Below are 23,635 nucleotides of genomic sequence, written 5' to 3'. Positions count from 1 at the left end.
TGTAACCGTATAAATTCATTTAAACAATAGCAGTTATAATTAGACTTCTAAATGTTGAGGAGAAAAATACTGAAAAAAATGAGATTATTAAAGAAGAAACTATAGACTTGATTCTAAGTTTTCATGATAAAAAGAAAGACGCAATAAGAAACAAGACCCTAATCTTGTTAAGTTTATGTTATGGGTTAGATTCTTTAACATCTAATTTATTATCAGGAAATTTTACTTCTACATATAAATAAGTTTTTTCATCTATCATTACTGCAATATCAGCTCTTCCATCCTTATGGTATTTAGGATGTTCATAATAAAAATCCATTGAATTGTTTGTGGCAATTAAGCTATGTAGGTTTTGGCAGTATGTTTATTATTTTTTATGAATTATTTCTCAAGGGGAAATTGTATAAATGCTAATATTTATACATATTTTTCAAGTTATCCTTACTGTACTAACGTGGCAGTTTACTTCTATAGGTAAAAATATATTTCTTCTACTTTTATGTCGTATTACATCTGATTGCTTAATAAAGTATGAGGGAGTTTAGAAGGTACGAAGGTGAAGAAATCCGGCAATAGATGGGTTATCATCGTAATACCATTTGGGCGAAGCGAAAACAAATCAAAGAAAAGATAAAAAAGCTTTTACATGAACAACCACCTGAATAATTTATATCATTATTCCTCTATCAAAAGGACTATTCATTGGAAAGAATTACTGGTAAAATTATATACTATAATTCTATTTTCGGTGGATGAGAATCTGTTCAATAAAGAAGAAGATGTAAACGTGGAATCAGAAGGGATTTCAGATTTAGTTATGATATTTATTGGGGCTTCTCTTGTTATATTAGGAGTCCTTAATATGTTTTCAGATGTGCCGCCTGAATTTATTTTAGGTGCTACGTTGTCTGGTTTATTTTTTACTTTTTCTGATCCGAGTATATTTCCACAACGATTTATTGGTAATGTTGGTAGGCGATTTCTTAGCTCTTTTATGACCATGATTGCTGTATTTTGCTTTTTCTTGCTTCCAGTTGTTCTTTTATCAAACAGGCCATTATTTGAAATGGTTGCACCAATTGACGATTTTGCAACCTTTGTTGCATTAGGGGCTGTCATAATTGTGTTTGGACTTAAATCTAGAAAAACAAATCGAGAGCGTATAGCATTTCTTAGAACTCAAAGAGACCAGGCTTTAGAATCCTCAAATTTATTTCAGCAGATATTGGAAAAGAAAGTAGAGATAGCGAAACAGCAAGAAATTATAAAACAACAAATTGAGTCTATTGAGTTAATGAAACAAGTGTCTGACTGAATTTATGAAAAGGACTGAAAAAAACCAATTAATAACACAGACAAACCCTCAATGAATAACCGGAGGGTTTGCTATAATTATTGCTTTTCATAAGTAATTATATATGAGCCAAGCGTACTTTGAACTTTTTTGACCTTCAGTATTACTTTATCACCTTTTTTAACATTCGGATTGTTAGTTGATACGAAATTCAAATGTTCACCAGCCTCGATATTGTAACCAAAAGCGCTATTAGGCACAAGCTTGTCTACTTCAACAGATACAGTCTTTCCCTCTAAGTTATCTCCTTTGTTCAGAGCAGTTTCAAACTGTGTAGTTGTGTAGTCTGCTTTAACAGTTTTAGTTCCACCACAACCAGCTAATACCAATGCAAGCATTAAAAATGAGCCTAATAATATAACCAGTTTTTTCATTTTTATCGTCCCCCTTAGACAAGAGTATTATAACATATTCCAAAACAGCCACAGCCAATTGTTTCTCTAGTTCAACGATACGAGCATTTAAAGCATTTACTTCTTCATAATGTTCCTTGATTTCAAGTAAGTGTGGCTTGGTTGTAGTCTTAGCAGATAAAAAATAAGTTGCATATCTTTAAAATTAGAATTATCAAATTATACAGGTCTCCGAATGTTGAAGATTGCTAAACTTTATAAAAAAACGGTATTACACCGTCTATATATATTTTTATTTTAGAATTCATAATATAGTTTTGCTTCCTCAATATCTTTGATTTGTTTTTCATCAAATTGGTCAATATTTTTTTCTATAAATTCGATTTGTTCTGGTGTTGGTTTTGAATAAAAACCTACAACACTATCATAATGAATGGAACTCATATTAATCCATTCATTATCGATCCTTCATTATCTGATTTAGAATTGTGATTTAAGGATTTAGCTAATTCTTTATGTTTACCATACTCACACTCATAAAATGTACCATCAGGTTTTAACCAACCATTTAAACCATCACCTAACTTTTTAGCCATATATACCTCCAACAATTTTATTTATTACCTCCTTTTATTTTACCATTAAATTTCCTTTATCTAAAAGTATTTTGGATATATTGAATAATTGTCACCAATGGAAGTCGAGTAGCCAATACTAACGAAAAGAGGCTTATTTTCACGTTTCGCCTTTTCAAATGCTTCTTCTCCCCATGGATACCAGTTGACTGGGTTGTAAGCATGTTGGAGTAAATATGGTGATTTTTCAGTGATTAATCTATTGGGTTTCTGATTTGTCGGCAATTAGGCCACCTTCTTTCATTTTAAAATTTTCATTATAAATACACCATACTAGTTTACCTTAATTTACCTTTGACATACAAAAATAGGCCTGTGGTCTTCACAAGAACTATACAAATTATATTTTTATTTTCACGTTCATAGTCAAATCTGACAATAACAGTATTCTTCGTTCAAACCGGATGCCTCGATAATTCCTTACGAGTTTTTCTTGTATTTTTCCAAAAAAATTGGGCTGTTCATTTGATAAGAACCATTATGTTATAACGAGAATATTATTAGGTTGGGACAATTGAACTACTCACCACTTAACACCCTTCCGGGTTGTTTGAAGTGGGAGATTCCTAAGAACACCAGTGTATCTCTTGTCCGAAGGCGATTCATCCCCCTCCTACTCATTAGGCTCCGCCCTTCCCATTCCTTGAGGTAGGAGTCTGCTCGCATATAATGATAAATAATTTAGATTGCAGTACATAATTTGCAAAATTGGAATTAAAATACTAATGATTTATCCTGTTAATCCGTGATATATTACCTTTTGTCGCTTCTGAACGACTTAAAATTAACATGAAATGGTGAGTAGTCGCGGTTCCTTAACAGGAGCTGAGGAAAGTCCAGGCTCGCACAGTGCTGAGATGCCTGTAGTGTTCGTGCCATCCGCAAGGGTGGGCAGTTGATCTTAAGTATCGACTGACGGCGGTGAAATCATGCTAAGTCCTTTCAGGATAAGCTGAGAATAACCTGAAAAGTGCCACAGTGACGCAGCTTTTCTGGAAATGGAAAAGATGAAACGGGTAAACCCCACGAGCGAGCAACCCAAAATAGGTAGGGGCATCATCCTGCGGGAAATGAACCTAACGGATGAATCGGCCATCGGTCGATAGTCAAATGACTGCTGCTTCTTGTACAAGGCTTGCTGCCGATTGTAGTACGGAAGTACAAAACCTGGCTTACAGCCATTTCATGAGCTGATTTTAACGTTTAAAGGAGTAGGATGATTAAGTAAAGGTTCGGATTATCTAAACTATATGGACTTTTTCAGTGTCCCCTTTGAATTGGAGAGGGAATGTGAAATGTTAGTAAAAAGTAGTATAATTTACTACATTACATTAAAAAAGTAAGAGGTGCAGATGAATTGGAACCAAAATATTGCAAAGACAGCAAATCCATTAAAACAAGTCGTGTTTTTCCAAATGATACGAACAGTTATGAAACATTATTTGGAGGACGTTTAATGAGCTGGATCGATGACATTGCTTCAATAGCAGCATCCAGACATTCTAGAAGAGATACTGTTACAGCCTCAACAGACTCTGTTGACTTTTTAAACCCCATTACAAAAGCAGATGCTGTATGTTTAGAAGCATACGTAACATGGACAGGTAGAACTTCTATGGAAGTGTTCGTTAAAATAATAGCTGAAAACTTACTTACAGAGGAACGTAAAATTGCAGCAACGAGCTTCCTAACTTTTGTTGCTATTGGAGCGGACGGAAAGCCAACAGAAGTTGCACAAGTCATTCCTGAAACAGAAGAAGAAAAATATTTACATACAACAGCCAAGGAACGAGCTACAAGAAGAAAAGAAAACAGAAAGCATAGTAAAAGCTTAGCTGAATTTATAAATAATAATGGTGATGCTAAACAACATAATATATTTTGAGTCATATCGCGAAATAGATCGTCAAGTATCAGTTTTTGCTGTGATGGTCTATTTCGAATGTCAAATTCCACCCCATATGAGTAAGGTAAGATCTGCTAGCAAAATTCCTATAATGGTGTCGCCTATACAAACTTATTTCATATTCTCAATACTTTAGAGCACAGTTAGCTTCTATATTCTTTAGCTGTTCTGTACCTTTCACTTCGTAGGTTCTTGTCTTCTCATTATAGTGCTCACAGTGCTGTTGGATTTCCCCGAAATTTCTCCATTTAATATATTGATATTTTATGTTCGGTTCATTTTTAAATACGACATATGCTATTGTCCCTTTTATTCTATTCGTATTTCGTTTGATGCTATAACTTGCTGTAATGGAATCAAGTTCACTTTCCTTATACCCCTTTGCTATAAGATATTGTTTCGTGTTTTTTACCATCACATACTGACTTATAGGATTACCATGCAATGCGAAATAAATAGTAGTAGAAAGGATAGCCATACCAGTAATAACGATAACTATAGTAATGAAAATAAATTTTTTCATATAAGCCACCCTCTTTCAGTGTATTTTTACACTGAAAGCATTCTATATTCACTAATTTAATTCCTTTTTTACTTATAACATTTTTTTACAGGAAATTCCGTTTTACAGTGGTAAAAAGTCTTATATAATACCTGTTCTTGACCTCTTTAACAGAGACATATGATTTTTAAAAAAATAAACGTTCGGATGACTTCATCCAAACGTTTATTTTCCATTTCCATCTAAAAATTCTCTAGCACTTTCATATAGAAAATAAGCAGCTTTTATAATAGCAGATTCATCTAGCGTAAAAGCAGGGTGGTGCCATTCCTCATTTCCGTTTGTACCAAAAAAGGCAAATGCACCTGGGATTTGTTGAAGATAGTAGGCGAAATCTTCACCCGCCATAGAAGGTTCTGGATCAATCACATGCAAAGATTGTTGCTTTGCGGATTTCCGGGCGATATCGGTTATTGACTGATAATTCACAAGTGGTGGTGGTCCCGGAACCCATTTGACATCAGCTTCCTGTGAAAAGGCTGCTGCAATAGAATTTACAATTCGATTGAACGTTTCTTTTACTTCTTCACGAATAGCAGTGTCAAACGTTCGAATGGTGCCTTCGAGTTGAATTTCAGCAGGAATCACGTTCCATGTGCTGCCTCCTGTTATTCTCGTAACACTTACTACAGCACTTTGCAGCGGAGACACATTCCGGCTAACCACCGTCTGAAGCGCTGTAATGAGGTGACCGGCAGCTACGATAGGATCCTTACCATTTTGAGGAATCGCTGCATGACTACCTTTTCCATGCAGTACGACATGGAACCGATCTACTGCCGCCATCATCGGCCCTTCTTTTAATCCAATCGTCCCAACTGGAAGTTCCGGTTTATTGTGCAGCCCGATAATTGCCTCTACTCCATCAAGCTGACCATCGGCAATCACCTGCGTGGCACCACCTCCGAATTCCTCTGCCGGTTGAAATAAAAGACGAACGGTTCCACATAGTTCTGACTGATTTCGTTTTAACAGATAAGCAGCACCTAGAAGTGCAGCTGTGTGAAAATCATGACCACAAGCATGCATCACTCCCTTTCTTTTTGAAGCATAGGAAAGTCCTGTTTTCTCCTCAATTGGAAGAGCATCGATATCGGCACGTAAAGCTACCGTCAAACCAGGTTTTCCGCCTTTAATGTCAGCAAATACACCTGTTTCCAAATTTGTTTTCCTACTCTCAATTCCACCTTCTTGCAACCATTTTTTTATGAATTTAGTTGTTTCAAATTCTTGTTGGGATAACTCCGGATATTGATGTAAATGACGGCGAATAGAAATCAAGTGGGTCTCTAGTTCTGGTAGATTCATAGTCATCTCCTTTTTACAAATCTAATCGATAGCATTTTACTAAAATATCATGGTTCATAAATTCTTTTGTATGATCCCGCTTAAAACCTAGCCATTCATAGAGTTGAATGGCTTTTTGCATTTTATCACTTGAGTGCAAATACAAGGTATTTGCTCCTTGAGACTTTGCGTAATCTCTACTCGCCCTTATTAATTCCTGCGCTACTCCGCGTCCTCTTGCCTGTGGATGGACGGCCAATAATCGTATAATAGGCGAAAAAATTTGCAACTCTGGTTTTTGATACGCTTTTTCTGATGATTGAAAAAGCTGTAAGGTGCCCAGAATAATCTGATCACTTTTTGCGACCAATATCTTATCTACATCAGGATTATCAACCGATGATTTGATATTTGCTAGATATTCGTTCCAAACATTTGGATTTGTATAAGAATCCTCATACTGCTGATAACTCTCAACTAATAAACGACGAACCGCTTCTTTTTCTTCTACCCTTAGTTCATCAATTATAATTTGCTTTATCATCGTATCGCCACCTTTTCCTCATGAATTTTCTCTTTAATTAATCTGTTCTTTTAAATAAGAAAAAGATGTATCACTGGATATCCGTTGTAAAAAACGACGTGTTCGTTCTTCTTTTGGTGTATGAAAAATTTCTAGAGGCGTGCCCTCTTCTATAATGACCCCACCATCCATAAACAACACCCGGTCCGACACCTCTCTGGCAAAGCTCATTTCATGTGTGACAACAACCATCGTAATGCCTTCTTGTGCGATTGCTTTGATAACATCCAGTACATCTCCGACTAACTCAGGATCAAGAGCAGATGTAGGTTCATCAAATAAAATGACTTCTGGATTTAATGCAAGTGCCCTTGCTATTCCGACTCGCTGTTGTTGTCCTCCCGAAAGCTGTGATGGGTAGTGATGCAGTTTATCGCTTAGACCTACTTTTTCAAGCACCCGTTCACTTTGCTCTCTCGCATCCTTTTTCTTCACTTTCTTCGCTACAATTAATCCTTCCATTACATTTTCCAGCACATTTTTATGAGCAAATAAATTATAATGCTGAAAAACCATGGCAGATTGCTTACGAAGTGACAAGATTTCTTTCTTCGTCGCTGCATCTGCATTCACATGTACATTTCCAATCTGAACGATTCCTTCATCTGGCGTTTCCAAAAGATTCATGCACCGTAGCAAGGTCGTTTTCCCTGATCCACTCGGACCAAGAATCGTTACAACTTCTCCTCTTTCTATTGTTAAGTCAATCCCTTTTAATACAGTATTCGTATCGAATGATTTTGTAATATTGGATAAATAGATCATAACACCCCTCCTCGGTTATAAGCAGTTACCCTTTTTTCCAGTAAAAATGAAATTCTCTCTACTAGAATGGTGAGTCCCCAATAGATAAGTCCTGCGGCAATAAAAGCTTCTAAAAATTTCAAATTTGTTGAAGCTACGATATTGGCAGCCCCTGTCAGTTCTTTCTGCGACACGAGAAAAGCAATCGAAGAAGTGTGTAAAAACCCAACGAAAACATTCGTGAAATTCGGAATCGAATGAGCCAGTGCTTGTGGTAAAATAATTCGTTTCATTGCTTGCCACTTGTTCATTCCGACCGAATAGGCTGCCTCCAATTGACCCGAGGAAACACTGATAATTCCAGATCGAATAATTTCAGATAAATACGCACCTGCACTTAGCGATAGAGCGGTTAGAACGAATAAAATAACAGGGACGGAATTCGACTGAATTCCTAAATGAAAGCTTTCAGAAATACGATCAAGGAGTAACGGAAAGCCAAAATAAATGAGCATAATATGCATAATGATCGGGGTTCCTCGGAAAAAGGATACATACCCATTTGCCAGATGATAGAGAAATTTCATATTGAAGACACGAATCAGTGCCACAGTGATGCCGATTAGAAATCCGACCAATAGAGGAATAATCGTTAAGATGAGCGTAATAGGAAGCGCCTTTATAATTTCTTTACCTGCTTCCCAAATAAAAGGAATATCTATTGTCATGCTAGAACCTCCTAGTTATGCTGCAATCGATCCATCCGCCTTCTGATACCGATTGAAATATTTTTCTAGTTTGCTAACTATTTTTTCAAACAATACCACCACCACATAATAGATAATAGAAAGGGCAATATACACTTCAAGCGCGTGTGCTGTTGAAGCAATTAGCGTTTCCCCTCTTCCCATCATGTCCATCACGCCAATGGTAAATGCTAGTGAAGTATCCTTTAATGAGCCTATAACATGATTCCCTATATTCGGAAAAGCAATCCGAATGGCCTGCGGCAGAACGATTCGAAAAAAACTTTGACTATTTGTCATTCCGACAGAATAGGCTGCTTCTGTCTGTCCATAATCGACAGCTTGAATCGATCCGCGAAAAATTTCTGAGAAACCGGCCCCATTACTTATGGCATACGTAATAATGACGAAATAAATTGGCTCCATCCGTGAAATATCTACATCCACAAGTAAGAGAACAGCAGGCAAGCCATAAAAAACTAGAAATAATTGTATAATAATCGGAGTTCCTCGAATAAAGGATACATACAAAATGACAAAGTAATTAAAAAAAGGAATTTTAAACAACCTCGGTATAGCAGCTGCTATACCGAGAATCAGTCCGAGAATAGTAGATGATGCTAATATTAGGAGAGTTACCCCGAGATAATGAATTAATGTCGGGATCAACTCAATGATTAACATAGGATCGAATGCTTTCCCCATCCTCTGTACACCTCCAAACGCATTTTCATCAATTAAAAGTCAACCGTATAGTCGGCTCCTAACCATTTTTTACTCAATTCGCTTACAACACCTTCTTTTTTCAATTCGACAAGTGCTTCATCAATTCTTTTTTGTAGCGTTGTTTCATCCTTTCTAAGAAGGAAATATACCTTAGAATTTAGAAGCGGCTCCCCTACTACTTTTTCCTGAGCATCTGCTTGTTCATTCAAGAATTTCACAGCAAACGGTGTTGATATCGTTGCATCTGCACGCCCCGTCTTAATTTGATTTTTCGTATCATCTGACCCTTGCCCTGCATAGACAATATTGATCCCTGCATTGTTGTCTTTATTATATTTTTCAAGAAACACAGCAGAATTACTCGTTGCACTCACGACTACTTTTTTCCCTTTTAGATCCTTGATTGATTGAATATCCTTGTTATCTTGACGAACCACTACGTGTAAAGGAAAGACATTGTACGGTTCGGTATTAAATAGAAATTTTTCTTGCCGTTCTTTATTCACTTCCATTTGATGCGCAACAAAATCAATTTTTTTCGTTTCAAGGCTTAGTAATAGATTGGAAAATTCCATTGTTTTAAACTCAAATTCATATTCTGGTAGCTTTTCATCAATTTTCCGAACTAGTTCAACATCATATCCAGTTAAATTCCCGTTTTTATCAATAAAACAAATATTTGGAAATTGCGTCCCTGTCCCTACAATTATTTTTTGTACTTTCGTATTCTTGTTCGCAGTATCCGAATTAGCTTTGGAAGTGGTATTCGTTTCCTTGGAAGAGCATGCGCTAACAACGAAAGCAAGTACGATTGACATGAAAATCAGTAAAATTTTCTTCATTTGCTAATCACCTGTCCTTGTGCAAGTGCAGCTTCAAGATGCTCAATTCCTACTTTCGTTACCCCCTCATACACCCCGCCTTGACCAATTTCAACGACCGGAACATGGCGGACACCGTATTTAACTTCCAAAATGTCTCGATATTCATCATGATTCGTAACATCAATAGTTTTGTATTCAATCCCCTTATTTTTTAAATATTGTTTCACATCTGCACAATAGGAACATCCTTCTTTTGCCCAAACTACAACAGAAAATTCTTTTGCCATTTATAATGTCTCCCTTACAATATAGAATGTATTTTTTCATCTGAATCTACTAACCTTAATTTGCATTTAACATATAAAAAAAGTATGATTTAAGATTACGATAATCCGTCTGTTCCTAGCTTACATTAATGATTTACTCGTTCTTTCGCATAACGGTTTTCTGGAAACGGAAGTCCTAGGTTGCCTCGCAATGTATCAGCTTCGTACGCTGTTCGGAACTGGCCTCGCTTTTGTAGAATCGGTACGACAAAGTCAATAAACTCATCTAAGCCATTCGGAACAGCGGAACCAATAATGAACCCATCGGCACCCTTGGCTTCAAACCATTCCTGAATCAAATTCGCTACTTTTTCCGGCGTTCCCATAAAAGGTGTCCGCGGTGTAGTCTCGAATAATGCGACTTGACGAAGCGTTAGATTTTGTTCCTTTGCCTGCTTTTTAATGCGGTTGGTATGACTTTGAAAACTATTTTTTCCTAAGTCACCTAGTTCAGGAAAGGGTTCATCGAGTGGATATTGTGAAAAATCATGGTGTTCAAAATAGCGGCCTAAATACGCAAGTGCTTTATCGATGGATACCAGATTAGCAATTGCTTGATATTTCCGCTCAGCATCTTCTTCTGTAACACCAATAATCGGTGCAATTCCAGGCATGATCACTAGTTCATCTGGATTACGGCCAAATTCCTTTGCCCTGTTTTTCACATCCTCATAAAATTTTTGCGATTCTTCGAGTAGTGGATGTCCAGTAAATATCGCATCCGCTTCTTTCGCTGCTAGCGTTTTGCCCGCTTCCGATGAACCCGCTTGAAAAATAACCGGTCGTCCTTGTTTTGATCTCCCTATATTCAAAGGACCCTCTACCGCAAAATACTCTCCTTTATGATGCAAAGGATGCACTTTGTCAGGTTGGAAAAACACACCGGATTCTTTGTCGCGAATAAATGCATCATCTTCCCACGAATCCCATAATCCTTTTGCTACCTGAAGGTATTCATCAGCAATTCGGTACCGCGTAGCATGATCAGGATGTTCCTCAATCGTTTTACTAAAATTTAAAGCCGTTTTCTCAAGCGGGGAAGTCACAACATTCCAGCCCGCACGTCCATGACTAATGTGATCAAGCGATGCAAACTGTCTTGCAACATTAAATGGCTCACTGTACGAAGTAGAAAGCGTCCCAACAAGCCCGATTCTCGAAGTAACTGCTGCAAGTGCTGATAAGATCGTAATCGGTTCAAAACGATTTAGAAAATGTGGGATAGATTTCTCGTTAATATGTAAGCCATCCGCAATAAAGACTAAATCGAATTTTCCTTCTTCCGCCTTCTTAGCCTGATTTGTGTAAAATTCCAAACTGACACTCGCATCTGCTTGAATACTAGGATGTCTCCATCCAGCTATATTCCCTCCAACACCATGAATAATTGCTCCAAATTTCAATTTTCTTTCCTGCGACATCATTCACCCTCCTCATGCATCCGTTAAAATTTTTATATCTTAGTTTAACTATAAGAATAGTAAAATTTGATATTGTGTTTTATCCTAACACTTTACTCCCTTCTTTTTCAATACTTTTCCTGATAAAAAAATTTATTGAATTGATTCATTTATTCTATCAATGAACGTATGACAAGGCATCTCCTTTTAAACAGATGTCGATTGTTTCTGTTCCCATACTGTACTTGGGATCTCACGGCGAAGTACCGGCATTACTTCCGTCGCGAATCTCTCAAGCTGCTCTTGTTGCTCTTCTATCCGTAATCCCTCCACACTAATACTTTGCACTTGATGCCCAAAGGCTTTGTGATACTTTAGTATTTTCTCTATGACTTGATCAGCAGTTCCAACGAGAGCGGAACCATTTTGAATATGATCTTCAAGATTCTTAAAGGGAGATTCATTATATTTTGATGCATCTGTATTCATGTAAATATCATAGTAAGGTCGGTAACGTTTGATTGCTTCTTCTGTTGTATTGGCCAAGTATAAGCCTCTAGCCCCAGCACCAACGATAGCCTTATTCGGATCGTGACCATAATGTTCCAAACGAGTCCGGTAGTGATCGATTAATTCTTTATACTTCTCCATTCGATGAAACGTATTGGATGAAAATATTGGTTCCCCGTTCCTTGCGGCAAGCTCTGTAGAATGGGGACTTGAGGCACTTCCATGCCAAATAGGAATTTGCTTTTGAAATGGTCTTGGCTCGGTCGTCACATTGTATAATGGTGGACGATATTTCCCCTCCCAAGTCACATTTTCTTCCGTCCACAATTGCTTGAGAAGTTCATACCGTTCCGCTAAAGATTCCCACTGCTCTTCCTCGGTTATCCCGAATAACGGGTAATGGCGCGGATCATTCCCTTTCCCAATCATCAGCTCTAATCTTCCTCCTGAAAGATGATCCAGCGACGCATAATCCTCCGCTACACGAACTGGGTCAAGTACGCTTAATACAGATACCGTTGGCAACAAACGAATTCTTGATGTTTTGGCGGCAATTGCCGTAAGCATCACAGCTGGTGAAGAGGATAGAAAAGGAGCTCCATGGCGCTCACCAACCCCAAATCCATCAAAGCCTAGCGATTCAACAAATACAGCCTGATCAAGTACTTGTTGAATTCTTTGCTGCGTGGTTACTACCTCTCCTGTCACATCGTTCGGATGATTACTCATAAGATCAAACAAAATAAATTTCATCTTTCCATTCCTCCAGTCAAACTTTTATTTTCAAAACAAGCCAAACGTATTAAACAGGATGATGACAAGCGACCCAGTGTCCTTTCTGAACTTCTAGAAATTGAGGATTATCTTCTCGGCAACGAGCTGTCGCTGCAGGGCAGCGAGGATGAAATCTACAGCCTGTTGGTGGATTAGCAGGGGATGAAATTTCTCCCTGAATGGAAATCCGTTCCCTAGCGTAGGATGGGTTGGCAACTGGGATCGAATCAATTAATCCTTTTGTATAATGATGTGCCGAATGTAAAAATAATTCTTCGCTTGTTGCAATTTCTACGATTTGACCCAAATACATCACACCAATACGATCAGAAATATGCCGAACAATATTCAAGCCATGAGCAATAAATAAATACGTTAAATTCCGCTCTCTCTGTAAATCCTGAAGTAAATTAATAATTTGTGACTGTACAGATACATCTAATGCGGAAACAGCTTCATCTGCTAAAATAAACTTGGGATTCAGTGCAATTGCTCTAGCAATGGCAATACGTTGGCGCTGTCCTCCTGAAAATTCATGAGGATAACGATTATAGTCACTTTTATTTAAGCCGACTACCTCTAATAGCTCTTGAACTCTCGTTTGTCTTTCATTGGAATGAAGTGATCCATGTACTTGCAAAGGCTCACCAATTATATCTCCTACTTTCCAACGAGGATTGACAGAGCCGTACGGGTCTTGATAAATCACCTGCATATCCTTTCGCTTTGCACGTAACTGTTTTGCGCTTAGCTTTGAAAGATCCTGATCCTGAAACATAACTTTTCCGCTAGTCAATTTTTCTAGTTGTAACAGAACACGCCCAAGTGTAGATTTCCCGCTTCCGGATTCCCCTACAAGTCCGAACGTTTCTCCTTTCTCAATTGTGAAGGACACATTGTCTACCGCTCTTACAATAGACGAATTTCGGGAAAACAAACTTTTACCAATCGGATAATATTTACTTAACCCCTGAACGGAAAACAGCGTTTCACGCTGCTTTGGGGCACCTGAATTCTTTTCTTGTTCAAACGTCACATCTGTTTGTATTTCTACAACCGGTTCGTTCTTTTTATATAACTCTAGTAAGTCCTCCGCATGCCAACAAGCGGTGTGACGATTATTAACTTCTAATAAAGGAGGTGATTCAACGAAGCATCGCTCTGTTGCATGCAGGCAACGCGGATGAAACAGACATCCAGACGGCAAATCAGCCAATCTTGGAATCGATCCTTTAATAGAAAACAACTTTTTACTTCTATCATGATCCATTGTCGTAATAGATTGCAGCAATCCTTGCGTATATGGGTGATAGGGATGATCAAACAAAGGTGATGCTGGTGCATGTTCTACAATTCTCCCTGCATACATCACAATAATTCGGTCCGCTATTTCTGCTGCAACGCCCATATCATGGGTAATGAAAAGAATCGACATTCCAAACTCTTCTTTTAATTCCTGAAGAAGCTCCAGTATTTGTGCTTGAATCGTTACATCCAATGCTGTAGTCGGTTCATCAGCAATTAGAAGGTCTGGGCTACACGCTAGTGCCATCGCTATCATAGCCCGTTGCAACATTCCTCCAGATAGCTCATTTGGATATTGCTTCATACGAATTTCTGCGTCAGATATCCCAACCCTCTTTAATAAAAAAAGAGCACGCTCCTTTGCTTCTACTTGACTCGCTTGCTTATTTTCAAGAATTGTTTCAATGATCTGACTACCGATTGAAAATACAGGGTCAAAGGCAGCCATTGGTTCTTGAAAAACCATCGCTACCTTTTTCCCTCGAATGGAACGAAGCTCTTTTTGAGAAAGCTGTGTCAGATTGATACCATCTAGTACAATATTTCCCTCTGCTATTTTTCCACCTTCAAAGTCTATTAGTCTCATAATTGACTTTGACATCACAGTCTTCCCACTGCCAGATTCTCCGACAATACAGACCGTTTCACCAACTTGCATATCCATTGTTATATCTCTGATTGCTGTAAGATTGCCATCCTTCAAGGTGAAATCAACCTTTAATCGCTGAACATCAAGCAGTTTCTCCATTTTCGATTTCTCCTTTATCTCGTCCTACTCATTTTGGGGTCAAACTTATCTCGCAGTTGATCACCTATAATATTGATAGAAAGAACAAAAAGAGTAATGGCTAACCCTGGAAATGTAGAAATCCACCAACCTACACTTAAATATCCTCTTCCCTGTGAAAGCAATGCACCCCAATCTGGAATTTCTTTAATATAGCCTAAGCCTAAAAAACTTAATCCGGAACCAATTAAAATGGCTGTTCCTAGACCAATCGTCCCCATCACGAAAAGTGGGGACAAAGAATTAGGTAAAACATGAAAAATAAAAATTTTCCATGTCGGTGTTCCAATCGAACGGGAGGCATCTACATACTGTCGTTTCTTAATGCTTATCATTTGCCCTCTCATTACGCGTGCATATCCTGGAATAGAGGAAGCTGCAACAGCCAATACAATATTAGATAAGCTTGGTCCAAGGGCAGCAGCAATCGCGAGTGCTAGAAGAATACCTGGGATTGTCATCAAAATTTCAATAAAACGCATAAAGATGGCATCAACAATACCACCAATATAACCAGCAAGTGCTCCTATACATCCTCCAATTAACCCTCCAATAAGAACGGAAGCAAAACCAATTATGAGCGAATCACGACTTCCATAAATGACTAGACTGAACACATCTCTTCCAAAATAATCTGTTCCAAACCAATGCGCCGAACTTGGAGGACTTAAAATAAACTCCGTATTCATAACAGTTGGCAAATAAGGGGCAATCCATTTTGGAAACAGTGCACAAACGATAATAGCCAATACAATAAAACTAGAAATATAGAAAAACAAATTTGCTACGGACACGTTTGTTGCATATTTTCCAATATTCCATTTTGGAACCTGTAGCACCGTTTTGCTTTGTATTACTTCTTTCATGCAACATCCCTTCCCCTTCTTCATTTTCGTTCAATTTAAGAAGATCGACGTACCCTCGGATCAATCATTGAATAAGAAAGGTCAACTAAAAGATTGACAATGACATAAATAATCGCGCTGAAGAAGACAACACCTTGAATGACGGGTAAGTCTTTCGCCATAATAGCATCTGCTACAATCCGTCCAATCCCCTGTCTTGAAAACACGGTTTCAATCACAACCGTACCGGCCATCATTTCTCCAATGTTTAAACCAATAACAGTAATAGCTGGAATCAAAGCATTACGAAGTGCATGACGATACATAATGACTCGTTCTGAAAGACCTTTTGCACGAAGCGTTACAATGAATGGTTCATGAATAATTTCAAGCATGCTATTTCTCACCAAACGAATAATTAAACCAGCTCCAACAAATCCAAGCGAAAGGGACGGTAATACAAGTGCTTTCCAATTATCAGACCCCATGGCAGGAAACCAGTTAAGCTGTACACAGAAAATAAGAATAAGTAAAATTCCCGACCAAAAGGTTGGCATCGATATCCCAAATAATCCAATTAAGCGGGCTATCGTATCAATCCAACTATTCTGATAAATTGCTGATAATACGCCAAACGTAACACCAATCACAACCGATAAAAAAGCACTTGTGAGGGTTAAGGCAAATGTGGCCGGAAATTGCGATAAAATTTTAGGAAGTACTGGCTCACTATTGACAATTGACTGACCAAAATTGCCGTGAAGAAAATTGGAAAAATATTCTATAAATTGGACATAAAGCGGTTGATCAAGCCCCAATTCCTTGCGTAAATTTGCTACCATTTCCGGAGTAGCAGTTGAGGGATCGAGCAATGAGAGAACCGGATCCCCTGGAAGCAAATAGTTGATGAAAAAAACAAGGAAGAGGGAACCAAAAATCGATACGAATGCAGTAAAGATTTTCAAAAGAATTTTATTTGCAAGTACCATATCTATCAGCCCCTATTCCTTCATTATTTAATGCTTACATCATTGAATAATGGATATCCTAATGAATCAAATTTAATTCCATTCACGGTTTTTGATGCTGCCACTGTATAAGGGAATACATAAATCGGCAATATCCATGCATCTTTAATAATAAATTGTTGAACTTTCTTATAAATCTCTTCCCGTTTTGCAGGATCCTGTTCTACTGTACCTTCTTCCAATAATCGATCTAATTCTGAGTTCGAGCCACCACCCAATCTTTTCACAATTGCTTCTTCTTCTGGGGTCGTAGTGTGATAAAAAGCGCGTAACGCATTTGGATCAGAATTTACTTGGCTGTTTCCATACAAATCGTAATCAGCATTTTTTTGTACGACTATAGCTATATCTTTCGTAATATTTATTTGCACATCGATTCCAATCTTTTTTAATTGCTGCTGAATAATGACAGCAATATCATTTCTCTTTTCTCGGTTTGGAGCCCCGTCTACATAATTCAAAGTAAGTTTCTTTCCATCCTTCACACGAATCCCATCTGCTCCTTTCACATAGCCTAACTCATCAAGAATTTGATTTGCTTTTTCAATATCCGGCTTCACACTACCTTTCAATGATTCATCATATCCTAAAATCCCCGGTGTAAGAGGTGACCAAGCTCTTTGATAGGTGTTTAAGTATAACGTTTTTACAATTGCATCGACATCAACAGCAAGCTGTACAGCTTGGCGGGCCTTGGCATCATCCCATGGTTTTTTTCTCTGATTAAAAAAGAGTGTATACGGCAAACCGATCGTGTTTACCTGAAGCAATTGCGTTTGTGTATCATTTTTTAAGGCAAGGATATTTTGAGGTGGTACAGTTTCAGCAGCTAGTACTTGTTTGCTTTGTACACTTCCGATACGTGTTGCTTCTTCTGGAATAATTTTAAATGTAAGTTTATCAAGATAAGGAACTTCTTTGTTTTCTACATTAGAAGGGCCCCAATGATAATCTGTATTTTTTTCAACTACAATATCTCCATTTTCTACCCAACTTACGAATTTAAATGGACCCGTTCCTACTGGATGTTTACCAAACTGATCTCCATATTTCTTTACCGCTGTCGGTGATACAATTCCAAGCATAGCTTGACTTAAATTACTTAAAAAAGCCGTAGAAGGGGTGGAAAGATTAATTTTAATTGTGTATTCATCAAGTACTTCTGATGATTTATATGGCTTTAGAAGTGCTACTGCATTTTTTGCTTGTGTAGTTGGATCAATAATACGGTCAAAGCTGAATTTTACAGCTTCTGAATTAAATGGAGTTCCATCTTGAAACTTCACATCCTTACGAAGCTTAAATGTATAACTTTTTCCATCATCCGATATCGTCCATTCAGTAGCAAGCCATGGCTTTATCGTGTTGTCAGGTGCCTGCACAACTAAACTGTCAAAAATGGTTCGGAATGCTCGAACCGCTACTGCTAAGCCACTACGATGCGGATCAAGTGAATCAGGAGATGTAGCGAGCGCATACGTTAATTCCCCGCCTGGTTTCGCTTGAGATTGTACCTTTTTATTTGTATCGACTGCATTGCTGCTCGGATTGGTGGTACTAGAACATCCTGTTAATAAAAGTACAAATGCTGTAATCATTGTGATTGTTTTTGTCCAATTCGCTACGAATTTCACGTGACACTCCCCTTATCCATTCATTACTTTCTTTTTACAAATCAATATAAAAATAATTATTCCTATATAAATAGTTTGAATTATAGTAATAAGGAGTCGTCTTTTAACTCGATTTTATATCGTTTCAATGAACTCCTTTTAATTCGGTATATACACACTTTTACTTGTTATATTTCCATTCACATCCTCTCTATAAAGTGGGCTCAACAATTCGAATGAACGAAATCGTTCCGTTTTTGTTTGAATAGGTGAATGTAGAATAAATTCATCTACCTGATAGGTTTGGTGAAGATGCTCTAATACTTCTTTTACATAATTAGGAGTTCCAGCAGTAATATCTGCCTGCTGTTCTTTGATTTCATACGACCCTCCCGCCTGCTTTCCAAACAGTTCTGCCTGCTCGGCCGTTTGCACAGTTACAATGCGTCCACTTTGTAGATGGACCTTTACAATCTTTTGATTTACTACCAGCGCTTCTGCTTCTTTTTGAGTTGGGGCTGCAATAGCAGCCACAGAGACGATGAATCGGCCACTTGGAAAACCCTGCCGGTACACATTTGCTGCTTCTTCTAGTACCTTTTCGTCACTCGTAATAAATTTGGCAAATACATAGGATATACCTAGACTTGCGGCTAGCTGAGCGCTTTTTGCACTTGCACCGAGTAAAAATAGCTCCGGTTTCTCAATTGGAATCGGTGTTGCTTGAATACCGCCAAGTGGATGCTCTTCCTCGACAGAATTTTCAATTAGTTTCTTCAAGAAAGACAGCCGTTCTGGAAAATCTTTTCCGTCATTTACGGTCCCATATTGTAATGCTTTTGTCGATAATGGTAGACCACCAGGTGCTTTCCCTATGCCAAGATCAACTCTTCCAGGAGCAAGATTTGATAAAACATGAAAATTTTCGGCTACCTTATACGGACTGTAATGCTGAAGCATCACACCTCCAGAACCTACTCGAATCGAACTTGTCAGGGCTAATATATAAGAAATTAATACTTCCGGTGAAGAACCTGCCAATTGGTCTGTATGATGATGCTCTGAAACCCAAAACCGTGTGTACCCCCATTCTTCAGCCTTTTGAGCAAGTTTCACAGTTTGCTGCAATGCATCCAAGGCAGTTGTACCAGGGATGATTGGGCTCTGATCTAAAATACTTAGCTTATACTTCATTTTCTTTATCCTCCCTTTCAATTCTTATTTTGCACATAAACAAAGTGTGATTTAATTCCATCGTTCTTTGCTCGATGACTAACACAAAAGGAAGAATCGGATTTCTTTACCTTTCCAGTTGAACGATAGTACTTCTTTTTCCCATCTCATTCATAAACGCATCTAGATTTCTTATAAGACCACCATTACCAAATCGAATATATTTATGCCGATCCTCCTCTACCCCTTCTTCTTTAGCAAATTCTAAGAATGCCAAGATGTGAATTCTACGGGAATGAATGTGGTTCATCCCGTAATCGTAAAACCATTGATCAATCGTATTATAAACACCTCTATTTATCGCATATTGGTAATTGCACCAATTATAGAACTGTAAATCTGGCAAGTTAAGATAATTACTTGTTTCAAAAGAATTCTGCTTTTTAGACTTTAATAAAAGTTTCCTATTATTAAATTGCATGATAGATGCCCTCCTTTTTATAACTAACAATAGTCACCGAAATAGTTGGAATTATACGTATGAATCATTAGACTTTATTATTTGAGATTTATCCTATCATTGAAAATACGAAAACAGCAATACTTTCACTGATAGAAAAATTTATAGTCTTTATAAGAAAATTTGATCAATAGGCTTGGGTTGTATACCATATGTATACTTTTCAAATTCTTTGACGCATAAAAGAATTTGTTTCAATAAAATAGAATTTTCAAAACCATTATTTAAATACGTTGCAAAAATATTCTGATTTATTTTAATACTATGCGAAAAATCTATTTCAATAAGTTCACCTCTAGCAAGCTCCTGCTTCATGCATAAATACGGTAGAAATCCTATACCACTTTCATTTAGAATAATAGATTTTGCCACTTCTAGATGGTCAACCAAAAATTCTATTTGTAGTTCTACATTTGCCACTTCAAATAGTTTATGAATCCGATTCCAATCAAACGCCCCGCACTCAAAGAACACCATAGGCTCCGCGGCTAGCTGCTGAACCGTTACATCTGTTTGAAATTGGAAGGGATGCCCCGGATACACTACAAGTCGAACAGAATTGTCAAGAAGTGCCTGACTTTGAATCCTATTATGAGAAACCTCTTTCATAAAGGCGATATCTATCTGTTTCTGTAAAAGTTTTTCGAGCAACACATCATTTGGTGCTGAAGTAAATTTAAAACGCAGATGAGGATTTGCTTTCTTTAAGAAAGGAAGGGCAAATGGAATAAAATATTGTGAAGTAATCGTATTTGCTCCAATAATAATTTCTTCTTGCCTATTTCCCTTTTTTAGAAATTTTTTCCCTTGTTGATACGTACTTATGATTTGTTCTGCATATGGGATAAACGCTTTCCCTTCCTCAGTTAATGTAACACTTCTCCCCTTTCGCAAAAATAATTCAGTGTCAAGGTCACGTTCTAATGTTTTAATTCTCGCTGTAACTGTTGGTTGAGATAAATACAACGCTTCCGCTGCTTTATGTATACTCTCCAAATGGACCACATAGATAAAAGCTTCAAGATGATCAATATTCATTCTTTCAACCCCTATTCATATATTCGATTGTTGATGCTATAAGCACCCTTGGAATACTTGTCAATTCATATTTTGTAGTAATTCATCTATCTTTATATACAAAAGGTTAGCCTTCAACAAAAATCATCACACATCTGTATAAAAAAGGCTCCTACACGCTTGAAGCGTACAGGAGCCTTTGGATGACCAATCAGCTGTTTATTTATTTTACCAATTTATTCGATTTTACTCTAATTAATCCAATGAGTAAAGTAGTTATTTCGTGTAAATATGAATGATAAGCTGGAAGAGACCCTTACACCAACATGGCGTACTATCGCACTGTAGTGGAAAAAATAGAAAAAGACCTAGCAAATAAACAAATCATACTCGTTTTTTGCTAGGACACTGAAAAAGGTATCACTCTCTTACATACTTAGAAAAGGATGCCTTATTTCTTTGCCTAACCAATGATGGAACTTGTAGTAATCCCTTCACTCATAAATACTAGATTGTTGCCCGCGAGAGCGGATTATGCGTTTCAACGGGAACATAAAAAGAGCATTGGTTACCGCCATGAGCGAAAATTAAGATAGCCCGGTCTTCAATCCTCTGTTTTGGTTACCGCTTTGATCTAAAATCATAGTAGCTCGGTCTTCAATCCTCTGCTTTAGTTACCGCTTCGATCTAAAATCATAGTAGCCGGTCTTCAATCCTCCATTTTGGTTACCGCTTCGATCTAAAATCATAGTAACCGGTCTTCAAAGCACATCAAATTAATCGTCTCTATATAAAGAGGGCACTGATGACTTTCAGTGCCCTTGTTTTTTGCTACATCCTATTTTCTATATCAAAAAAAATTACAGTTTATTTAACAAAGCTAAATAATCCGTTAATGTGTGACACATAACGAGCGTTACTAGCTTTTTTCATTAAGGATGCTGATAATCCTTTAAGCTCAATAGAGTTTGATCCGATTGTAGCAACAGCATCTTTACGGCCTAAGCTTGCAAGAGTACCTGAGTTAACTGGAGCAAACGTTTCAAAGGATTTGTTTTCTAAGTATGCAAATAAGTTATATCCAACAAGTTCTCCCATTTGCCAAGCAATTTGTGCTGTAGGAGGGAATGGACGATCGCTATTTGGTCCAAAGACAACAGCAGCGTCTCCAGCAATAAATACATCTTTGTGAGATGTTGATTGAAGATATTCATTAACCGTTGCACGACCACGATTCACTTCTAGACCAGATTCACCAATAAGCGGGTTACCTTGTACACCGCCTGTCCAGATGAATGTGTTTGTAACAATCTTTGTGCCATCCTTTAAGTCAACTACGTTTCCATTAACGTTCGTTACAGGAAGACCTGTTAAGAATGTAACACCACGTGCTTCTAAGCTAGCAGTTGCGCGATCAATTAACACTTGTGGTAATACGGAAAGAATTTTTGGACCAGCTTCTACAAGCAAGAATTTTAATTCTTTAGGATCTACGCCATAACGTTTCGCAACTTCAGGTATAGTATCAGCAATTTCACCAACTAGTTCAACGCCGGTTAATCCGCCGCCACCAATTAAGATTGTTGCATCTGCTTCATTTTTCGTTTTTGCATATTCACGAATGCGATCTTCAATATGTTTTTGAATTTTCATTGCATCTTCAGTAGACTTTAACACCATGCTATATTTTTCAAGTCCTGGAATATTGAAGTATGCCGTTTTACTTCCTAAGCTAACAACAAGTGCATCATATGTTAAAGTAGACCCATCTGAAAGCTTCACTTCTTTTTGGTCTACTGAAAAAGTTTCAACCTTTGCAATCTTAAGATTGATATCTTTACCTTTGAATAGTTTTGTTAATGGCATAGCAATATTTTGTTCAGAAATGTTTCCTGCTGCAAGGCGGTGTAGTTCAGTAATGATTTGATGTGTTGGGTATTGGTTTACTACAGTAACCTTTGCTTGTGATTCATTTAAATATTTACGAACAGTTAAAGCAGTTAGAAGTCCGCCATAACCTGCACCTAAGATGACAATATGCTTTGACATGTTTATCCTCCATCCTAACTCATTGTAAAAAATTATTTTTGAATTTCTTTTTCTTTAGCGATTTCAAGATAAGCATTAATGAAACGGAAAATCTTTTGTGCTTGAGGATCTTTAATCATTTTAATAAGACTAAATAGGCCAATAACATCATTACTTTCCTCTGCACGATCTTTCGCTTCAATTGCTGTAGATGCAATATTCTTCACAGTATCTTTTACGGGACCTGCAACTTCACGGATTGCTCCCACAGTATCATTCTTTAGGATTTCATCAGTAGCAACTAATTTAGCAAAGTCATAAGACTTATTTAAAACATTTAATAACTCAGTCAATTTTGGCAATTGTTCTACTAAGGTAGTTAAAGATTCTTGTACCTCAGGCTTTAATAGCTGATCAAGTACATCCTGATTAGCAGACACTTGTTGTGATTCTTGTTCAGGCTTTGTTGCAGTGATTGTTTCTGACATATCCAATTCTCCTTTATAATAGGTAATAATTAGGGAAATGAAACGAGTATTCCCTTTACCCATAAGATTTGTCGAACCTGTAAGGTGCCACAAAAAAATAA

Annotated in this window: 24 protein-coding genes, 1 other RNA gene and 1 pseudogene; 3 read left to right on the top strand and 23 right to left on the bottom strand. The window is 37.5% G+C overall.

Annotated elements, in window-relative coordinates:
• The first annotated feature begins 787 nt into the window (after positions 1-787).
• A complete protein-coding gene (locus tag ACAN53_RS05985; RefSeq protein ID WP_379968032.1) occupies positions 788-1,315 on the top strand; it encodes a hypothetical protein in 528 nt (175 codons plus the stop codon).
• Between the two features lie 77 nt (positions 1,316-1,392).
• Here ACAN53_RS05985 and ACAN53_RS05980 read toward each other — a convergent pair whose 3' ends face one another.
• The 4 genes and pseudogenes from ACAN53_RS05980 to ACAN53_RS05965 all read right to left on the bottom strand — a co-directional run.
• Positions 1,393-1,728: a hypothetical protein gene (locus ACAN53_RS05980; protein ID WP_379968030.1), complete on the bottom strand. Its 336-nt coding sequence runs from the start codon at positions 1,726-1,728 to the stop codon at positions 1,393-1,395.
• Positions 1,729-2,004: 276 nt separating this feature from the next.
• Complete coding sequence (locus tag ACAN53_RS05975) at positions 2,005-2,151, bottom strand: hypothetical protein (RefSeq protein ID WP_379968028.1); 147 nt, start codon at positions 2,149-2,151, stop codon at positions 2,005-2,007.
• The gene (locus tag ACAN53_RS05970; protein ID WP_379968026.1) at positions 2,148-2,303 is read right to left on the bottom strand and encodes a hypothetical protein; all 156 of its coding nucleotides are present in this window, start codon (positions 2,301-2,303) and stop codon (positions 2,148-2,150) included. Before ACAN53_RS05970 ends, ACAN53_RS05975 begins: the two co-directional genes overlap by 4 nt.
• Before the next feature lie 102 nt (positions 2,304-2,405).
• Positions 2,406-2,567: pseudogene (locus ACAN53_RS05965) on the bottom strand (DUF255 domain-containing protein); the annotation flags it as partial.
• A 568-nt stretch (positions 2,568-3,135) separates the two neighbouring features.
• Here ACAN53_RS05965 and rnpB point away from each other — a divergent pair.
• An RNA gene (rnpB, locus tag ACAN53_RS05960) (RNase P RNA component class B) lies at positions 3,136-3,522 on the top strand.
• A gap of 150 nt (positions 3,523-3,672) precedes the next feature.
• Positions 3,673-4,227, top strand: a complete 555-nt coding sequence (locus tag ACAN53_RS05955; RefSeq protein ID WP_379970265.1) for an acyl-CoA thioesterase — start codon at positions 3,673-3,675, stop codon at positions 4,225-4,227.
• Positions 4,228-4,372: 145 nt separating this feature from the next.
• Here ACAN53_RS05955 and ACAN53_RS05950 read toward each other — a convergent pair whose 3' ends face one another.
• The 19 genes from ACAN53_RS05950 to ACAN53_RS05860 form a co-directional block, all read right to left on the bottom strand.
• Positions 4,373-4,771 (bottom strand): DUF3139 domain-containing protein, encoded by a 399-nt coding sequence (locus ACAN53_RS05950; RefSeq protein WP_379968024.1) that lies wholly within the window; start codon positions 4,769-4,771, stop codon positions 4,373-4,375.
• A gap of 204 nt (positions 4,772-4,975) precedes the next feature.
• Entirely contained in the window at positions 4,976-6,124 is a 1,149-nt protein-coding gene (locus ACAN53_RS05945; protein WP_379968022.1) for an amidohydrolase, read from the bottom strand.
• A gap of 7 nt (positions 6,125-6,131) precedes the next feature.
• On the bottom strand, positions 6,132-6,641 hold the full coding sequence (locus ACAN53_RS05940; protein WP_379968020.1) for a GNAT family N-acetyltransferase: 510 nt from the start codon (positions 6,639-6,641) through the stop codon (positions 6,132-6,134).
• A 33-nt stretch (positions 6,642-6,674) separates the two neighbouring features.
• Entirely contained in the window at positions 6,675-7,445 is a 771-nt protein-coding gene (locus ACAN53_RS05935; RefSeq protein ID WP_379968018.1) for an amino acid ABC transporter ATP-binding protein, read from the bottom strand.
• Entirely contained in the window at positions 7,442-8,152 is a 711-nt protein-coding gene (locus ACAN53_RS05930; RefSeq protein ID WP_379968016.1) for an amino acid ABC transporter permease, read from the bottom strand. Before ACAN53_RS05930 ends, ACAN53_RS05935 begins: the two co-directional genes overlap by 4 nt.
• A 15-nt stretch (positions 8,153-8,167) precedes the next feature.
• Entirely contained in the window at positions 8,168-8,875 is a 708-nt protein-coding gene (locus tag ACAN53_RS05925) for an amino acid ABC transporter permease (protein ID WP_379968014.1), read from the bottom strand.
• 32 nt (positions 8,876-8,907) lie between these two features.
• A complete protein-coding gene (locus ACAN53_RS05920; protein WP_379968012.1) occupies positions 8,908-9,738 on the bottom strand; it encodes a transporter substrate-binding domain-containing protein in 831 nt (276 codons plus the stop codon).
• Complete coding sequence (locus tag ACAN53_RS05915) at positions 9,735-10,007, bottom strand: glutaredoxin family protein (RefSeq protein ID WP_379968010.1); 273 nt, start codon at positions 10,005-10,007, stop codon at positions 9,735-9,737. Before ACAN53_RS05915 ends, ACAN53_RS05920 begins: the two co-directional genes overlap by 4 nt.
• A gap of 125 nt (positions 10,008-10,132) precedes the next feature.
• The gene (locus tag ACAN53_RS05910) at positions 10,133-11,467 is read right to left on the bottom strand and encodes an LLM class flavin-dependent oxidoreductase (protein WP_379968008.1); all 1,335 of its coding nucleotides are present in this window, start codon (positions 11,465-11,467) and stop codon (positions 10,133-10,135) included.
• Between the two features lie 186 nt (positions 11,468-11,653).
• Positions 11,654-12,709, bottom strand: a complete 1,056-nt coding sequence (locus tag ACAN53_RS05905) for an LLM class flavin-dependent oxidoreductase (RefSeq protein WP_379968006.1) — start codon at positions 12,707-12,709, stop codon at positions 11,654-11,656.
• 49 nt (positions 12,710-12,758) lie between these two features.
• Positions 12,759-14,783: a dipeptide ABC transporter ATP-binding protein gene (locus tag ACAN53_RS05900; protein ID WP_379968004.1), complete on the bottom strand. Its 2,025-nt coding sequence runs from the start codon at positions 14,781-14,783 to the stop codon at positions 12,759-12,761.
• Positions 14,784-14,797: 14 nt separating this feature from the next.
• Positions 14,798-15,688, bottom strand: a complete 891-nt coding sequence (locus ACAN53_RS05895; RefSeq protein WP_379968002.1) for an ABC transporter permease — start codon at positions 15,686-15,688, stop codon at positions 14,798-14,800.
• Positions 15,689-15,723: 35 nt separating this feature from the next.
• Positions 15,724-16,656 carry an ABC transporter permease gene (locus tag ACAN53_RS05890; RefSeq protein ID WP_379968000.1) on the bottom strand — a complete coding sequence of 311 codons (933 nt, stop codon included), beginning with the start codon at positions 16,654-16,656 and terminating at the stop codon, positions 15,724-15,726.
• Between the two features lie 23 nt (positions 16,657-16,679).
• A complete protein-coding gene (locus ACAN53_RS05885; protein WP_379970264.1) occupies positions 16,680-18,293 on the bottom strand; it encodes an ABC transporter substrate-binding protein in 1,614 nt (537 codons plus the stop codon).
• A gap of 174 nt (positions 18,294-18,467) precedes the next feature.
• Positions 18,468-19,502, bottom strand: coding sequence for an LLM class flavin-dependent oxidoreductase (locus ACAN53_RS05880; RefSeq protein ID WP_379967998.1), 1,035 nt, complete (start codon positions 19,500-19,502; stop codon positions 18,468-18,470).
• A gap of 106 nt (positions 19,503-19,608) precedes the next feature.
• Entirely contained in the window at positions 19,609-19,962 is a 354-nt protein-coding gene (locus ACAN53_RS05875) for a hypothetical protein (RefSeq protein ID WP_379967996.1), read from the bottom strand.
• Between the two features lie 150 nt (positions 19,963-20,112).
• Complete coding sequence (locus tag ACAN53_RS05870; RefSeq protein ID WP_379967994.1) at positions 20,113-21,039, bottom strand: LysR family transcriptional regulator; 927 nt, start codon at positions 21,037-21,039, stop codon at positions 20,113-20,115.
• An 846-nt stretch (positions 21,040-21,885) separates the two neighbouring features.
• On the bottom strand, positions 21,886-23,067 hold the full coding sequence (locus ACAN53_RS05865) for an NAD(P)/FAD-dependent oxidoreductase (protein WP_379967992.1): 1,182 nt from the start codon (positions 23,065-23,067) through the stop codon (positions 21,886-21,888).
• A 32-nt stretch (positions 23,068-23,099) separates the two neighbouring features.
• The gene (locus ACAN53_RS05860; RefSeq protein ID WP_379967990.1) at positions 23,100-23,534 is read right to left on the bottom strand and encodes a helical membrane plugin domain-containing protein; all 435 of its coding nucleotides are present in this window, start codon (positions 23,532-23,534) and stop codon (positions 23,100-23,102) included.
• Positions 23,535-23,635: the final 101 nt, after the last annotated feature.

The organism is Ectobacillus soli, from assembly GCF_042610425.1.
Lineage (GTDB): Bacteria > Bacillota > Bacilli > Bacillales > Bacillaceae_G > Ectobacillus.
Note: the sequence above shows the minus strand (reverse complement) of the source record. Positions and strands in the feature narration are given on the sequence as shown.

Coding starts and splice junctions, on each gene's coding strand:
- ACAN53_RS05980 (WP_379968030.1), bottom strand. CDS start 1,728: ATGAAAAAACTGGTTATATTATTAGGCTCATTTTTAATGCTTGCATTG.
- ACAN53_RS05975 (WP_379968028.1), bottom strand. CDS start 2,151: ATGAGTTCCATTCATTATGATAGTGTTGTAGGTTTTTATTCAAAACCA.
- ACAN53_RS05970 (WP_379968026.1), bottom strand. CDS start 2,303: ATGGCTAAAAAGTTAGGTGATGGTTTAAATGGTTGGTTAAAACCTGAT.
- ACAN53_RS05950 (WP_379968024.1), bottom strand. CDS start 4,771: ATGAAAAAATTTATTTTCATTACTATAGTTATCGTTATTACTGGTATG.
- ACAN53_RS05945 (WP_379968022.1), bottom strand. CDS start 6,124: ATGACTATGAATCTACCAGAACTAGAGACCCACTTGATTTCTATTCGC.
- ACAN53_RS05940 (WP_379968020.1), bottom strand. CDS start 6,641: ATGATAAAGCAAATTATAATTGATGAACTAAGGGTAGAAGAAAAAGAA.
- ACAN53_RS05935 (WP_379968018.1), bottom strand. CDS start 7,445: ATGATCTATTTATCCAATATTACAAAATCATTCGATACGAATACTGTA.
- ACAN53_RS05930 (WP_379968016.1), bottom strand. CDS start 8,152: ATGACAATAGATATTCCTTTTATTTGGGAAGCAGGTAAAGAAATTATA.
- ACAN53_RS05925 (WP_379968014.1), bottom strand. CDS start 8,875: ATGGGGAAAGCATTCGATCCTATGTTAATCATTGAGTTGATCCCGACA.
- ACAN53_RS05920 (WP_379968012.1), bottom strand. CDS start 9,738: ATGAAGAAAATTTTACTGATTTTCATGTCAATCGTACTTGCTTTCGTT.
- ACAN53_RS05915 (WP_379968010.1), bottom strand. CDS start 10,007: ATGGCAAAAGAATTTTCTGTTGTAGTTTGGGCAAAAGAAGGATGTTCC.
- ACAN53_RS05910 (WP_379968008.1), bottom strand. CDS start 11,467: ATGTCGCAGGAAAGAAAATTGAAATTTGGAGCAATTATTCATGGTGTT.
- ACAN53_RS05905 (WP_379968006.1), bottom strand. CDS start 12,709: ATGAAATTTATTTTGTTTGATCTTATGAGTAATCATCCGAACGATGTG.
- ACAN53_RS05900 (WP_379968004.1), bottom strand. CDS start 14,783: ATGGAGAAACTGCTTGATGTTCAGCGATTAAAGGTTGATTTCACCTTG.
- ACAN53_RS05895 (WP_379968002.1), bottom strand. CDS start 15,688: ATGAAAGAAGTAATACAAAGCAAAACGGTGCTACAGGTTCCAAAATGG.
- ACAN53_RS05890 (WP_379968000.1), bottom strand. CDS start 16,656: ATGGTACTTGCAAATAAAATTCTTTTGAAAATCTTTACTGCATTCGTA.
- ACAN53_RS05885 (WP_379970264.1), bottom strand. CDS start 18,293: ATGATTACAGCATTTGTACTTTTATTAACAGGATGTTCTAGTACCACC.
- ACAN53_RS05880 (WP_379967998.1), bottom strand. CDS start 19,502: ATGAAGTATAAGCTAAGTATTTTAGATCAGAGCCCAATCATCCCTGGT.
- ACAN53_RS05875 (WP_379967996.1), bottom strand. CDS start 19,962: ATGCAATTTAATAATAGGAAACTTTTATTAAAGTCTAAAAAGCAGAAT.
- ACAN53_RS05870 (WP_379967994.1), bottom strand. CDS start 21,039: ATGAATATTGATCATCTTGAAGCTTTTATCTATGTGGTCCATTTGGAG.
- ACAN53_RS05865 (WP_379967992.1), bottom strand. CDS start 23,067: ATGTCAAAGCATATTGTCATCTTAGGTGCAGGTTATGGCGGACTTCTA.
- ACAN53_RS05860 (WP_379967990.1), bottom strand. CDS start 23,534: ATGTCAGAAACAATCACTGCAACAAAGCCTGAACAAGAATCACAACAA.